Genomic DNA, 13,339 nt, shown 5'->3' on the forward strand with positions numbered 1-13,339 from the left:
AGCGGCACGACGGAAACAACAACGCCGAAGGCCGTCAGCCGCCGGACAAGATGCAAGATCAGATAAGGCCGACTTCCTGGAACTTGGCGGTGACGATGTCCTTGTCGAACGGTTTCATGATGTATTCGTTGGCGCCGGCATGAAGCGCGCGCGCGATGTGCGCGACATCGTTTTCGGTGGTGCAGAACACCACCTTGGGGCGGTCGCCGCCGGGCATGCGGCGGAGATTGCCAAGGAATTCGTAGCCGTCCATCACGGGCATGTTCCAGTCGAGCAGGATCGCCTCGGGCAATCCATGCCTGCAGGCTTCCAATGCCTTCTCGCCGTCCTCGGCTTCCACGATCTGGAAGTCCAGTCCTTCGAGGATGCGCCTTGCGACCTTGCGGATGACGCTTGAATCATCGACCACCAGACATGTTTTCATTTTGGCCTCTGCTTCTTCAAGTATGAGGAAAGGGACGTTTCCATTACGGCTCGGTGAACGCCACGTTCTGCGGTTGGTTTAGGCCGCCAGCTGCGCCGGCGCGATTTCGAGGACACGATCGACGTCGAGGACGACCATGAGCTGGCCGTCGAGGCGATGGACGCCGCCGGCGAGCTTGGCCATGCGGGGATCGAGGTTGACGGGGTTTTCCTCGCGGCCATCGTCGGGCAGCGTCAGCACCTCGCCGATCTGGTCGATCAGGAGGCCATAGGATTCGCCACGCAGGTCGACACCGACCGCCATCGGCGGCTTGCCATCGTCGTTCTTCGGCAACCCTAAGCGGGCGCGCATGTCGATCACGGTGACGATGCGGCCGCGCAGGTTGAGCACGCCGGCGATCTCGTTGGGCGACAACGGCACCCGGGTCAGCCGCTCCGGCATGAACACGTCCTGCACGCGCGAGATCGGCAGCCCGAACAGCTGGCCGCCGATCACGGCAGTGACATATTCAGCGACGGCGGTCTGGGTGGTCTGGGTCTTGGTCATGCTGGTCTCCATCATGCCGCCCGGTTCAGTTCGGCGGTCTGTTCCTTCAGCGCCGCGATCAGGCCGGGGCGGTCAAACTTGGCGACATAATCGTGGAAGCCGGCGAGGCGCCCGCGCTCTATCGCCGCCGGCGACACCACCGAGGACAGCGCGATGATCGGCATGGTGCCAAAATGCTGATCGGAGCGGATCGTCTCGGCGAACTCGAACCCGTTCATGTCGGGCATCTCGATGTCGGTCAGCACCACGTCGAACACCTGACCCGAACGCAGCGCCGCCAGCCCCTCCTGGGCATTGGGCGCCACCCGCACCCGGTAGCCCGCGGCTTTCAACACCGGCGCCAGCATGTTGCGGAAGAACGCGCTATCGTCGACCAGCAGCACCGATTGCGAGCTTGCCGAGGGGCGCATCTCCTTGCGGGAGAACCAGTCGGCGAACGCCATCGGCAGGAAGTGGCCGACGTCGATCACTTCGGTGGCCTGGCCCTTGATCACGGCCGAGCCCAGAATGCCCTCCTGGTTGCCGGCGACCTCGATGTTGAGCCGCTCCTCGACGATGTCGATGATCTCGTCGACCACGAGCCCCATCGAGCGGCCATCATCGGCGAACACCAGGATCGGCTGTGCGCCCGAGGTCTGGACATTGACGCCGGCCATCTGCACCAGCGGCATCAGCTGGTCGCGATACTGCACCATGTAGCGGCCGTTGGAGAGTTCGATCTTGTCGGTGGTGATCTCTTCCAGCCGTGTCACCAGCCCGAGCGGCACCGCCTTCGGCTGGTTGGAGCCGGCGCGGAACACCAACAGCGATGTCAGCTGTTCGGCGGCGGAGGCGCGCGAGGCCGCGTTCTCGTCGGCTATCTCGTGCGAGGCGGCAACCGATGTCCCCAGCGCCTTGGCGACGCCATTGGGATCGATGATCATGATGACCGCGCCGTCGCCCAGAATGGTGTTGCCGGAGAACATGTCGATGTGACGCAGCTTGGTCGACATCGGCTTGACCACGATTTCCTCGGTGTGGAACACGCCGTCGACCACGATGCCGAAGGTCTGGCTGCCGACCTGGGTGACCACGATGAAGCCATTCTCCGGATCGGAGGAGGAGCCGTCGTCGGTCTTGAGCAGCTTCTTCAGATGCACCAGCGGCAACAGCTTGTTGCGCAGCCGCAGCACCGCGGTGTCCTTGATGCGCTCGATGCGGTGCTCGGAATTGGCGCGCGCCCGCACCAGTTCGACCACCGACAGCTGCGGGATCGCAAAGCGGTCGCCGGCGGCCTCCACGATCAGCGCCGAGACGATGGCGAGCGTGAGCGGGATCTTGATGGTGACGCTGGAACCCTCACCGGCCACCGACTTGACGTCGATGGTGCCGCCGATCTGGTCGATATTGGTGCGCACCACGTCCATGCCGACGCCACGGCCGGACACGCTGGTGACAGCGGCTGCGGTCGAGAAGCCCGGCGCAAAGATGAACTTGTGGACCTGCGCTTCCGTCATCTTCTCCAGCTCGGCCTCGCTGACGAGGCCGTTGGAGACCGCCTTGGCCTTGATCCGCTCGGTGTTGAGCCCGCGGCCATTGTCGGCGATGCAGATGATGATGTGGCCGCCCTCATGATAGGCGGATAAACGAATGGTGCCCTGCTCCGGCTTGCCCGCGGCCAGCCGCTCGGCCGGCGTCTCCAGCCCGTGATCGGCCGAGTTGCGCACCATATGGGTGAGCGGGTCCTTGATCAGGTCGAGCACCTGGCGATCGAGCTCGGTGTCGGCGCCGTGCATCTCCAGCTCGATCTGCTTGTGCAGTTCGCCCGACAGGTCGCGCACGATTCTTGGCAGCTTCTGCCAGGCATTGCCGATCGGCTGCATCCGCGTCTTCATGACGCCTTCCTGCAGTTCCGCCGTGACGTTCGACAGCCGCTGCAACGGCACCTTGAACTCGGTATCCTCGTTGCGCCTGGAGATCTCCAGAAGCTGATTGCGGGTCAGAACCAGTTCCGACACCATCGTCATCAGATGTTCCAGCGTATCCACATTGACGCGGATCGACTGGTTGGCGACCTTGTCGGTCTCCTGCATCTCGACTTCGGGGCCGGCTTTCTTCGCGGCCGGTTTCGCCTCTTTCTTGGGGGAAGCGGCGATAGGCGCGGGTTCGGGCTCAGGCGATGGCGCCAGCGGGGCTGCCATTTCGGTCTCGGTCTCGCGGAAGGCGCGCTCCAGATCGTCCAGCGAAACCTCGCCGGGACGAAGTTGACGCTCTAACGTCTGCACCACCAGCGTGCCTTGCGCCACGACCGGCGCGGCAACCTCGACAGGTGCAGGTGCGGCTGCGATCGGTGCGGCAGGCGCAACGGGTTGAGCCTGCGCGCCGTGCTCGGCCATCTCATGCAGTTGGACGATCAGGTCCTGGTCGTTGCCCTCGGGCTCCGCCTCGGTTGCTTCCAGCCGGGAGAGGATTTCCTTGATGCGGTCGATGCTGGCCAGGATCAGGCTGACCGCCTCCCCCGTCACCGCCATGCCGTCGCGGAATTTCCCCATCAAGGTCTCGCCGGCATGCGCCAGCGCTTCCAGACGTGGCAGGCCCAGAAAGCCGCACGTCCCCTTGATCGTGTGCACCAGCCGGAAAATGTTATCCAGAATCTTCGCGTTGTTCGGATCTTGCTCGAACCGCACCAGTTGATTGTCGACCGTGTCCAGGCTTTCACTGGTCTCAGTCAAAAACTCACGCAACAAATCATCCATGAAACCGACCCTAGAACGCACGAGCGCGCCACTTCGACACGCCTTTCGGAGTTTGGTCAGCTTCTATGCAAAGCGTTTAATATTGGTTGAGTATTCGGAAAAGAACGCTCTCAACAAAGAGATAAGGGCGCATCATGCAATCCGGGGCCCTGCGGTAAACCGTTAATTAACCATACCCGACGCGCGAAGCACCTCTTAGGAGGCGGTTGCGACGATCGAATCACCTTCGGGCGCCAGTACCACCTTCAGTCCGCAAGCCTCGGCCAGCAGCCGCGTATAATAAGGCTGCACCGCGTGCGCATCGACGCCGGAGGTCTGGCCCGAGCTCAGGAGATCGGCGATGTTTTGCGGCATGCGCGCATTTAGTCCGCTCGCCGCGACGCGAAAGCCCATCGCCTCGCCCTCGCCGATTGAATCGACCGTGATGACTCCGCCGCGCGGAATGGTCTGTTGCGCAATCACCAGCATATTCAGGAGCAGCTTGACCCGGTTCTTGGGAAGCAGCAGACGCGGCAAATTCCACGCGATCGTGGTCTTGCTGTCCTCCAGATGACCCCGCGCCATGTTTTGCGCGTCGCCGAGATCGATCTGCGCGCCGGCCGAGCCCGCAGCGCCGAACGCCAGACGGCAGAACTGCAAGCGTGCCGACGCGGTCTTGGCGCTCTTGCGAATCAGGTCGAGCGCAAACTCACGATCTTCCGGTTTGGGATCATCGTCGAGGACCTCAAGCCCGTTGACGATGGCGCCGACCGGACTGATGAGATCGTGGCAAACCCGCGAACACAACAGCGCCGCCAGTTCAAGGGCGTCAGGAGCGGGACCGGGAGACGATGTGCCAGACATAAGATATTCCCCGAGATCTGCGACAGGCGCGGACCAACGCGAATCACGCCTGTCCGCTGGCTTGATACACTGGGGACAAGTGTGGTGCCAACAAGGGGGCAGCCGGTCCGACGCTGCTTGCGGTCCTTTTCGCCGTCAGGACGGTTTCCGCGTACCTGTTGCGAAGAGGAACATGTAGGTATGACAGTCAGCTTGTGAGGCCCGCCCATGAATGAGGCACGTTTGTCAGTACCCATAATCGAGCGCGATAGCGCGGCCGCGCTGATGGAGCCCTTGACTGATCTCGTGGTCCGGGCCGGCGCCGCCATTCTCGCAGTCGACCGTCTTGCCATGAAAATCGACGGCAAGCAGGACGGATCACCGGTGACGGAAGCGGATCTGGCCGCGGACCGGATCATCGGCGAGGGTCTGGCCTGGCTCGTGCCAGCCGTTCCGGCGATCTCGGAGGAGCGCGTTCATCTGGCAAAACCGCCTTATCGCGGCAGTTTCTTTCTGATCGACCCGCTGGACGGCACCAAGGAATATGTCGCGGGCCGCGACGAGTTCACCGTCAATCTCGCGCTGGTCACGAACGGAACGCCGCTGTTGGGCATTATCGGCGCGCCGGCGCTCGGATTGATATGGCGCGGCCTGGTGGGACAAGGCGCCGAACGGCTGACGATAACCGATTCATCGAGACGGGCGGCCGTGGCGATCCACACCCGCCGCGCCCCGGCTCCGGCTGCCCCGTGGATCGCGGCTGTCAGCCGCTCACATGGAGACGCCAGGACCGAAGCCTTCATTGCAAGCAGGCCCGGCGCCACCCGGCTGGCGCTCGGTTCGGCGGTCAAATTCGGCCGCCTGGCGGAGGGCAGCGCCGACATTTATCCGCGCCTTGCTCCGACCAGCGAATGGGATATCGCGGCCGGTCACGCAATCGTCACCGCGGCCGGTGGCAAGATCACCGGTGAACAAGGCGGGGAGCTGAAGTTCGGCCTGGGCCGCGAAGACTTCATCGTGCCGGAGTTCATTGCCTGGGGCGATCCTGCAGCTGCGCGCTGAATGATCTCTCCCGAGAGCAGGTTTCCGCCTTGCGCTACGCGGCATTCCGGGTTGGGACCATACTCTATTGCGCCAGCGTCCGCTCAAGCTCCGGCCAGCGCGGGTTCGCATTCCGCAGCACGCGCGCAGGATCGGCAGCAAAGGCGTCGCGAGCTTCCTTGCGGCTGAACAGATAGAGCCGCTGCCCCGACACCAGCCAGAAGCGGGGGTTGCCGGCCACCGTGACGCCGCGCGCGACGTCGATCGGGTCGTATCCGCCGAACTGGGGGCCGTAAATATCAGGATGGGCGACAAAGGAGGCGCGATTGCCTTCGTTGCGGAAACGCCAGACCGCGCCGGCCTCGGAAGCCTCGAATTGCTCACTGCCGAGCTCGGCTTTGGCGTCGGCGAAATAAGCAACGGGGTCGAAGCCCTCGATGGCGAGACCAGAGAAACGGTTCACGACCACCCGTTCGGTGGTCGAGGCCCGCGCCGCAAACGGTAGGACAGCCTGTATGCCCAGTAAGGTGATAAAGGCAATTCCGAGGCGCCACCCGTTTCTTTCTTGCCGCTCTGCCGTCATAGTTGATGCCGATAACATTCGAGTCGGGGGACAATGGACGCAACCTAAAGCCGTGTTTGTTGGCGTCAGGTTAAGGTAGCGGACATGTTTCAATACCCAGGGGTTATTTCATGACTTTCGCCTCTCGCCTTGCCGCGGCAACGCTTGCCGCGATGATGTGCTTGACCCTGCCCGCTTTCGCGCAGCAGCCAGGCCCTGGAGCCGAACCGCTCCCGCCTCCGCCGCCACGTCAGTCGGCAGGGCCGAACACCTATGGGTCGGACGAACTGGTGAACGCCGGACATCGGTTTTTCGGCAACGTCTCGCGCGGCCTCGCCTCCATTATCGAGCGCGCGGTGAGCCAATGGGGCCTGCCGAACGGCTACGTTCTGGGCGAGGAAGGCAGCGGCGCCTTTGTCGCGGGACTGCGATATGGCGAAGGCACGCTCTACACCAAGAATGCCGGCGATCTGCGCGTCTACTGGCAAGGACCGTCGGTCGGCTTCGATTGGGGCGGCGACGGCGCGCGCACCATGACGCTGGTTTATAATCTTCCCGCCACCAACGCGATCTACCAACGCTTCGGCGGCATCGATGGCTCCGCCTATATCATCGGTGGCTTCGGAATGACGGCGCTCACCGCCAACAATATTGTGCTGGTGCCGATCCGCTCCGGCCTCGGCCTGCGCCTCGGCGCCAATATCGGCTATTTGAAATACACGCCGAGCGCGACCTGGAACCCGTTCTGAACCGTTCGAGCCTGCGAACCCCGAAACGGGAACAGCTCTGGTTGCAGATTTACGTTAACGCCGCATTGGGCTGGCGTTTACCTTGCCCGGCGTGGCATTGTGATTAACGAAGAGTTTCCAACGCGGGAATCCGGCGGTTCTCGCAGGTTTCGCTACGCGTCGAGCACGATCCGGAAAAGTGGGAACCGGTTTTCCGAAAGATCATGTTCAAACAAAGAGATGAGATCACGATCCGCTTCAGTCCAATCGGCTCATGATCTAATGAGGAGTTTCGTCCATGGTCGAACCGATCATGTATCTGGCGATCGGTTTTCTGGTCTCGATGCTGTGCGGACTGATGATCGTACCGCTGGTTCATAACCGGGCGGTGCGGCTGACGACGCGGCGCATGGAGGCGGCAACGCCGCTGTCGATGGCTGAAATCCAGGCCGACAAGGACCAGCTGCGCGCGGAATTCGCAATGTCGGCGCGACGGCTCGAGATGAACGTCGACCAACTCAAGAACAAGACCACCAGCCAGCTCGCCGAACTCGGCAAGAAGACCGACGCGATCAATCGCATGAAGCTCGAGCTTGGCGAAAAGAACGCCACGATTTTTTCGCTCGAGGCACGCGAGAAGGCGGTCAAGGAACAGCTGCGGGCGACCGAAGAGGAATTTGCCGCCAAAACGCAGGCGCTGCGCGGCGCCGAGCAGGCCCTCACCGACAAGCAAAGCGAGCTTGCCAAGATCAATGCCGAATTATCCGACCGTTCGATGACGGCGGAGAGCCGACAGGTCGAACTGGTCGCGGTGCGCACCCAGATCGATGAACTCAAGAACCGCGTTGGCGACGCCGAGAAGGATTTTGCCACGACCCAGGCGCGGCTCGCCCAGGAGCGCGGCGAATCCGAGAGCGCGACGCGCGAACTTTCTGAAGCCCGCAGCCGCGTCGAGAATCTGAGCCAGCGTGTTACCGATCTCGACCGTCAGCTGATCGTCCAGGTCAAGGAAGCCGAGATGCTCGGCAACCGTGTCACCGACCTGGAATCGCGCCTTGCCACTCAGGGCAAGCTGCTCGCCGAGCGCGATTACGAGAACAATCAGCTGCGCCAGCTGAATGCAGCAGCCGAACGCACCGCCAAGGAATTACGCGACGAAATCGCCGCCACCAATGGCGGCAAAGCGCCGGCGATCGAGAAGCTGCGCACCGAAAAGGCGGCGGTCGAGGAACAGCTTCGCCTTGCGCGCGACGAACGCTCCAAGCTGCAGCGCGACATCAACGCGATCCAGCAGCAGGCTGAAAGTTCCTGGGCGACCGAGCGCATGGAAAACGCGCTGCTACGTGAACGGATCAATGACATCGCCGCTGAAGTCGCCAAACTGGCGATGACGCTGGAGGGACCGAATTCGGCAATCGAAGCCATGCTGGCCGGCGAACCGGCGATCCCGGCAAAGACCGCAAAGACCTCTAACGGCGTTGCGGCCAACGGCGCTGCCGCCAATGGCAGCATTCCGGAGGGCGGCACGCTCGCCGAACGGATCCGGGCGCTGCAATCCCACGCCTCCCGCGCCCGCCAACAGGGGGCATGAGCACATAGAGACCGACGGGTTTGGCTTGACACCCCCGCCCCGCACTTCGTAAATCGCGGTCTCTGACAGCCTGCACGATCCGACTAAAGCCGTTTACGGGTTTGGCGTGCAGGAAATTCCCGGGCGCATAGCTCAGCGGGAGAGCGTTCCCTTCACACGGGAGAGGTCCAAGGTTCGATCCCTTGTGCGCCCACCATTACCTGTTTTTATTCAATAATTTGACTGTATGATTTTCCCCGTCGTGTGCCCCCTGGGGGCACAATCTGACTCAAGAAACGGATATCAGACCCTTCCCTCTGTATCTGTTGTGAACTCAAAGGCCGATGCTTTTCCGAAGGACTTTTAGAAATCGGACGCTCACCGCTTTCGGACAACTGCCGCATTTGCCCTATAGCAAGCGATACGCTCGCGAATTCCAGGTCGGGCCGCGGAACGAACCAGATTGACGAGATCGGTGTCTGCATGCTCGCGCATTTGGCGTACATTTCGGAGAAGACTAGTTATTGCAGCGTAATCGAGGTCATCAAGGCCGCTGACGATCTCTTCAACTTTCGCATCAAGCTCGGCGGTTGCTGCTACATGCGAGAGAAGTCCGGATTCGAGGGCCTCCGGCGCGCTGAGCGTGGCGTTGGCGAGCAGAATACTTCGCGCCCTGTGTTCCCCGAGCAGGCAGCCGAGGCGCCTCGTGCCTAAAGCTATCCCAAAGCGATAGCCCGGAAAACGAAATCGGCAAGTAGGTGTTCCCAGTCGGTAGGTGCAAGACGCGATCAAATCGGCGCCCGCGCCAAAAGCTGCGCCATGCGTACGCACGATGGAAACAAACGGTCCATCCCACAAGGCTTGTAGAATCTGTTCGATTCGCACGAAGCGGAGAAGAAGATCGCCCTCCGACATCGCCTCGATACCCGAAAAATCAAAACCACCGCAGAAATTATTTCCGCGCGCCTCGATGAGCACAACGCGGATCTGGCTCGAAGCAGCTTCTTGCAGTGCCACGAGAAGCCCATCACCCATTGCGCCGTCGATGGCATTCGCTCGGTCCGGGCGATTGAGCGTCAGCTTGCGCACGCCAGAGGCGGGATCGGATATCAGGAGCGGTGCCGTCATGGGTTAAGGTTTTTCGAGCCATTGGTGCAGGACTTCTTCGGTATGCTCCCCCAGAGCCGGCGGCGAGCGCCCGATCTTGAAGGAGAAGTCGCTGATAGCGATTGGGAAGCCGACCGTCTTGGTTTCCGCACCGTTCGGCAGCTTCATGTCGTGAAGGAGGCCCATTGAGCTCACATGCGGATCAGCAAGAATGTCGTCAAAACCATTGACGGGTGCGCAAGGAATGCCCTGTCGATCAAGATCCTTCAACCAATCCGCTCTTGAACCACCTATAAAGACTGGCCTCAAGATGCCCGCCAAGGCCTTCTGATTTCGGGCGCGCAGCTCCTGTGTCCGAAATCTTGGGTCGTCAAAAAGATGTATGAGGCCGAGGACCTCGCAGAACTTGCGCCAAAGCTCCTGATTGCCGGCGGCGACGACGAACGGTCCGTCGGCAGCGTCGAAACCCTGATAGGGGGCGTTTCGTGGATGCGCCGATCCAAGCCGTTTCGGCGTGATTCTTGTTCCGAAATATTCGCTTGTCTGAAGCGCGGATATTCCAAGCAAGCTGCCAAGCATAGAACAGTCGATGAAAGCACCACGACCTGACTGATCTACCCGCCGCACGGCAGCCAAGATGCTGTAGGCGGCGTAGAGCCCCGCCGTGAAATCACCGACTGGAACGCCACACTTTACTGGCTCGCCATCGGAATCTCCCGTCACGCTCATCATCCCGCTCATCGCCTGAACAGTGACGTCGAACGCTCCCTTCTGGGCATAGGGCCCTACCTGCCCATATCCGGATACGGAGCAATAGACGAGGCGCGGATTCGTTTGCGAAAGCGCCTTGTAGCCGAGACCGAGTCTTTCGAGGACTCCGGCGCGAAAATTTTCGACAATCACATCCGCTTGCATGCATAGTTCGCGAAGACGCGCGACATCCGAAGCATTTTTCAGATTGACCGCAACACTGCGCTTGTTGCGATTGAGCGAGGCGAAGTTACCGCTGAAACGCCCCTCGCCTTCCGTGCCTGCCATCAGCGGCGGCCAATCCCGCATCCCGTCTCCCCCATCGGGTCGTTCTATCTTGACGACATCCGCACCAAGGTCCGCCAACAGCATGCCGACGAACGGTCCTGCTGCGATCTGGCCAAACTCCAGAACACGCAGTTTGGAAAGGGGTGCATCTGTCACGATCGCAGTCCCGCCTGCTTCATCAATGGAAACACCTCTTTCCCGAAGAATTCCAGATCCGGAAGATAGTCGAAGAAATTGACCTGAACGCCATCGCAGCCGGCGGCCTGCAGCTTGATGAACCAATCCACAATTTGCTCCGGAGTCCCGACCAGGTGCACGTTGCCGCCGATGACCCACTGTGCGCGGCTGTGACCGCGCCACGAGGCGGTATCTCCGCTGACGAAAGTCTTCACGAAGTTGTCGGCTGCGACCGTATCCTCATTTTCAAGAATTTCCTGGTATGCAGCCTTCGCTTCCTTCTCCGTTGGACGACAGATCACATGCGGATTGATGATCGTCTTCACTTTGCGGCCGTAACCGTTGGCTAAACTCTTGATCTTCGCATTGTGACTCGGTAACGACTCACACGCCTTAAAGGGATCGGCTCCTGACGGGCTCGTGATAAAAATAATATCCGAATGTTTGGCCGCATAATCGAGGCCCGCTCCTGACGATGCAGCATTGACAAGAAACGGCCGCCGTGGACCCGGTTTCGGCGCCAGGAATGCGCGCTCCGTTTTCCAATAACGTCCATCAAAGGTGAGATCTTCATCGTCCGCCCACAAACGTTTCATGATTGTCGTGAATTCGTCGGCCATTTCATATCGAAGATCGTGCTCGATGGGGGCAAGTCCGAACATCCGGTATTCACTCGGCTTGTAGCCAGTCACTACATTAACGCCCCAGCGGCCTCCGCTAATGTGATCGATAGCTGCACCAAACTTGGCGAGATGAAGTGGATGCCACGCGTAGAGGATGTGGACGGTGTTGATCAGGACTATAGACTTTGTAATCGCAGCGAGTGCGGTATTGGCGATGATCGGATCGATTTCGTGCTCCCGAAATCGCATTTCGCCGCCATAGCCGCCCTTGCTGAGCCACTGCGCGAGTCCAAAGGCCAGATCGAACCCGAGTTCCTCCGCACGTATCGTGCAACGGGCAATATAATCGAAAGTCCAGGAAGTTGACCGCGGGGCACGCGATGGGCTCCATGCCCCTTCTTGCATGGGCAGGAACAGGCCCACCAACAGTTTGTGCTGCGGCAGACGCTCCAACGGGGAGATCTCGCTCTCATCGCGAGACGGCATCGGTGTCTTTGTCAACATTGTCATGGCATCTGACATGAATAGTTCCTTTCGTTTCAAAGCGTAGAGAGATTGGTTACGGCCACATCAGATGTTGCTGAATTATCGCGAACCGGCCTAACGCTCATGGATTTCGTTTCAACCAATTCAGTTCCGTAATCCTCCTTGGAGCGGTCGCGCAGGAACGCAGCGGAAACCAGGCTGATAGCCGCTATCACAGCGATATACGCGCTGATCGCAAACGATGACCCGTAGGTATGAAGTAACCACGTCGCGATCAGCGGCGCCGGGCCCCCTGAAGTGATGGAAGCGAGCTGATATCCCATCGAAGAACCGCTGTAGCGAACGCTTGGTGGGAAACTCTCCGAGATAAAGGCAGCCTGCGGCCCGTACTGCATGTCGTGAACAGCGAGGGAAAGCATAACGGCAAGAACGATCAGGGCCGGCACCTGGCTGTCGATCATCAAGTAATACGGAAATGCAAAAAGAAGCATGGTGGCCGCGCCAATAAGGTACATCCGTTTTCTTCCGATGCGATCGGACAGATAGCCGAACAGCGGAGTGGTCACCAACGAAAGGGACGAGGCGGCGAGGACAGCATTGAACAGGAACGAGCGATCAAGCTTGAGCGTGCTTGTACCGTAAGACAGCAGATAGGTGGTGAAGAGGACGAAAGGGGCTTGCTGCCCAGTCCTGATGAGACAAGTGAGCAGAATCTGGCGCCAGTAATCCCGGAAGGCCACCAATACCGGCGCCTGAACGATCTGTTTCTTCTCGCGTATCTTCTCGAAGACGGGCGTCTCCAGCACACCGAGGCGGATATAAAGCCCGACACCGACCAGCACAATGCTGAGCAGAAACGGCAGACGCCAGCCGACGGTTTCGAACCATTCTGCCGAACCCGCGTGGCTGACCACAGTCAACACCGACACGGCAAGCAGCAGTCCGAGGGGGGAGCCGAACTGCGGCCAGCTTCCGGCGAGCCCGCGGAGCTTGTTGAACTGCGACCACTCCGTCGCAACCGCTATCGCGCCACCCCATTCGCCGCCAACACCGATACCCTGAAGCATCCTCAAGACCGTCAAAGCGACTGCTCCCCAAACGCCAATGGTTTCGTAGGTCGGCACCAGGCCTATGACGACGGTACTGATCCCCATCAGCAGCAGCGTCGCAACCAGCGTTCCCTTGCGTCCAATCCGGTCGCCGAAATGACCAAACAAAGCGGCTCCGAAAGGACGTGCTACGTACCCGAGGAATAAGGTGGAAAAAGCGAGCAGCGTCCCGGTGAACGCGTCATGCGAAGGAAAGTAAAGTTTGCCGAACACGATCGCCGCAACGAGGCCATAGATATAGAAATCATACCACTCGATCATCGTGCCGATCGTCGAGGCAATAACCGCCTTTCTGGCTTGTTTCGCGTAAATTTCATCAGACATTCCCCGCGTCGCATCGCTATAAAACGTCATGTCCCCTCCTAGGAGTT

12 protein-coding genes and 1 tRNA gene are annotated in these 13,339 nt (G+C 60.5%); 4 read left to right on the forward strand and 9 right to left on the reverse strand.

Annotated elements, in window-relative coordinates:
• Window positions 1–58 precede the first annotated feature (58 nt).
• The 4 genes from BLV09_RS19715 to chpT form a co-directional block, all read right to left on the reverse strand.
• The gene (locus BLV09_RS19715; RefSeq protein WP_100384074.1) at window positions 59–424 is read right to left on the reverse strand and encodes a response regulator; all 366 of its coding nucleotides are present in this window, start codon (window positions 422–424) and stop codon (window positions 59–61) included.
• A gap of 78 nt (window positions 425–502) precedes the next feature.
• Window positions 503–970: a chemotaxis protein CheW gene (locus BLV09_RS19720; RefSeq protein ID WP_100387192.1), complete on the reverse strand. Its 468-nt coding sequence runs from the start codon at window positions 968–970 to the stop codon at window positions 503–505.
• Between the two features lie 11 nt (window positions 971–981).
• A complete protein-coding gene (locus BLV09_RS19725; RefSeq protein ID WP_146688546.1) occupies window positions 982–3,705 on the reverse strand; it encodes a hybrid sensor histidine kinase/response regulator in 2,724 nt (907 codons plus the stop codon).
• 195 nt (window positions 3,706–3,900) lie between these two features.
• Complete coding sequence (gene chpT, locus BLV09_RS19730) at window positions 3,901–4,548, reverse strand: histidine phosphotransferase ChpT (protein ID WP_100384076.1); 648 nt, start codon at window positions 4,546–4,548, stop codon at window positions 3,901–3,903.
• Window positions 4,549–4,755: 207 nt separating this feature from the next.
• Here chpT and BLV09_RS19735 point away from each other — a divergent pair, with 207 nt between their 5' ends.
• The gene (locus BLV09_RS19735) at window positions 4,756–5,589 is read left to right on the forward strand and encodes a 3'(2'),5'-bisphosphate nucleotidase CysQ family protein (RefSeq protein WP_146688547.1); all 834 of its coding nucleotides are present in this window, start codon (window positions 4,756–4,758) and stop codon (window positions 5,587–5,589) included.
• A gap of 64 nt (window positions 5,590–5,653) precedes the next feature.
• On the opposite strand, the gene BLV09_RS19740 is transcribed toward BLV09_RS19735, so the two are convergent.
• Window positions 5,654–6,151 carry a YHS domain-containing (seleno)protein gene (locus BLV09_RS19740; RefSeq protein ID WP_100384078.1) on the reverse strand — a complete coding sequence of 166 codons (498 nt, stop codon included), beginning with the start codon at window positions 6,149–6,151 and terminating at the stop codon, window positions 5,654–5,656.
• Window positions 6,152–6,261: 110 nt separating this feature from the next.
• Here BLV09_RS19740 and BLV09_RS19745 point away from each other — a divergent pair, with 110 nt between their 5' ends.
• From BLV09_RS19745 to BLV09_RS19755, 3 genes are all read left to right on the forward strand, one after another.
• A complete protein-coding gene (locus BLV09_RS19745) occupies window positions 6,262–6,879 on the forward strand; it encodes a DUF1134 domain-containing protein (RefSeq protein WP_100384079.1) in 618 nt (205 codons plus the stop codon).
• Window positions 6,880–7,156: 277 nt separating this feature from the next.
• A complete protein-coding gene (locus BLV09_RS19750; protein WP_146688548.1) occupies window positions 7,157–8,449 on the forward strand; it encodes a hypothetical protein in 1,293 nt (430 codons plus the stop codon).
• 121 nt (window positions 8,450–8,570) lie between these two features.
• Window positions 8,571–8,645, forward strand: a tRNA-Val gene (locus BLV09_RS19755).
• A gap of 161 nt (window positions 8,646–8,806) precedes the next feature.
• Here the strand turns inward: BLV09_RS19755 and BLV09_RS19760 are convergent.
• Genes BLV09_RS19760 through BLV09_RS19775 form a run of 4 tightly spaced genes read right to left on the reverse strand, consistent with a single transcriptional unit; the run spans window position 8,807 to window position 13,322 of the window.
• The gene (locus BLV09_RS19760; RefSeq protein ID WP_100384081.1) at window positions 8,807–9,556 is read right to left on the reverse strand and encodes an enoyl-CoA hydratase/isomerase family protein; all 750 of its coding nucleotides are present in this window, start codon (window positions 9,554–9,556) and stop codon (window positions 8,807–8,809) included.
• A gap of 3 nt (window positions 9,557–9,559) precedes the next feature.
• Window positions 9,560–10,729: a CaiB/BaiF CoA transferase family protein gene (locus BLV09_RS19765; RefSeq protein WP_197684963.1), complete on the reverse strand. Its 1,170-nt coding sequence runs from the start codon at window positions 10,727–10,729 to the stop codon at window positions 9,560–9,562.
• Complete coding sequence (locus BLV09_RS19770; protein WP_146688549.1) at window positions 10,726–11,895, reverse strand: LLM class flavin-dependent oxidoreductase; 1,170 nt, start codon at window positions 11,893–11,895, stop codon at window positions 10,726–10,728. The genes BLV09_RS19765 and BLV09_RS19770 overlap by 4 nt, the downstream gene beginning before the upstream one ends.
• Window positions 11,896–11,912: 17 nt before the next feature.
• Window positions 11,913–13,322, reverse strand: coding sequence for an MFS transporter (locus BLV09_RS19775; RefSeq protein WP_146688550.1), 1,410 nt, complete (start codon window positions 13,320–13,322; stop codon window positions 11,913–11,915).
• Window positions 13,323–13,339: the final 17 nt, after the last annotated feature.

It is taken from the genome of Bradyrhizobium canariense (assembly GCF_900105125.1).
GTDB classification, from domain to species: Bacteria; Pseudomonadota; Alphaproteobacteria; order Rhizobiales; family Xanthobacteraceae; genus Bradyrhizobium; species Bradyrhizobium canariense_A.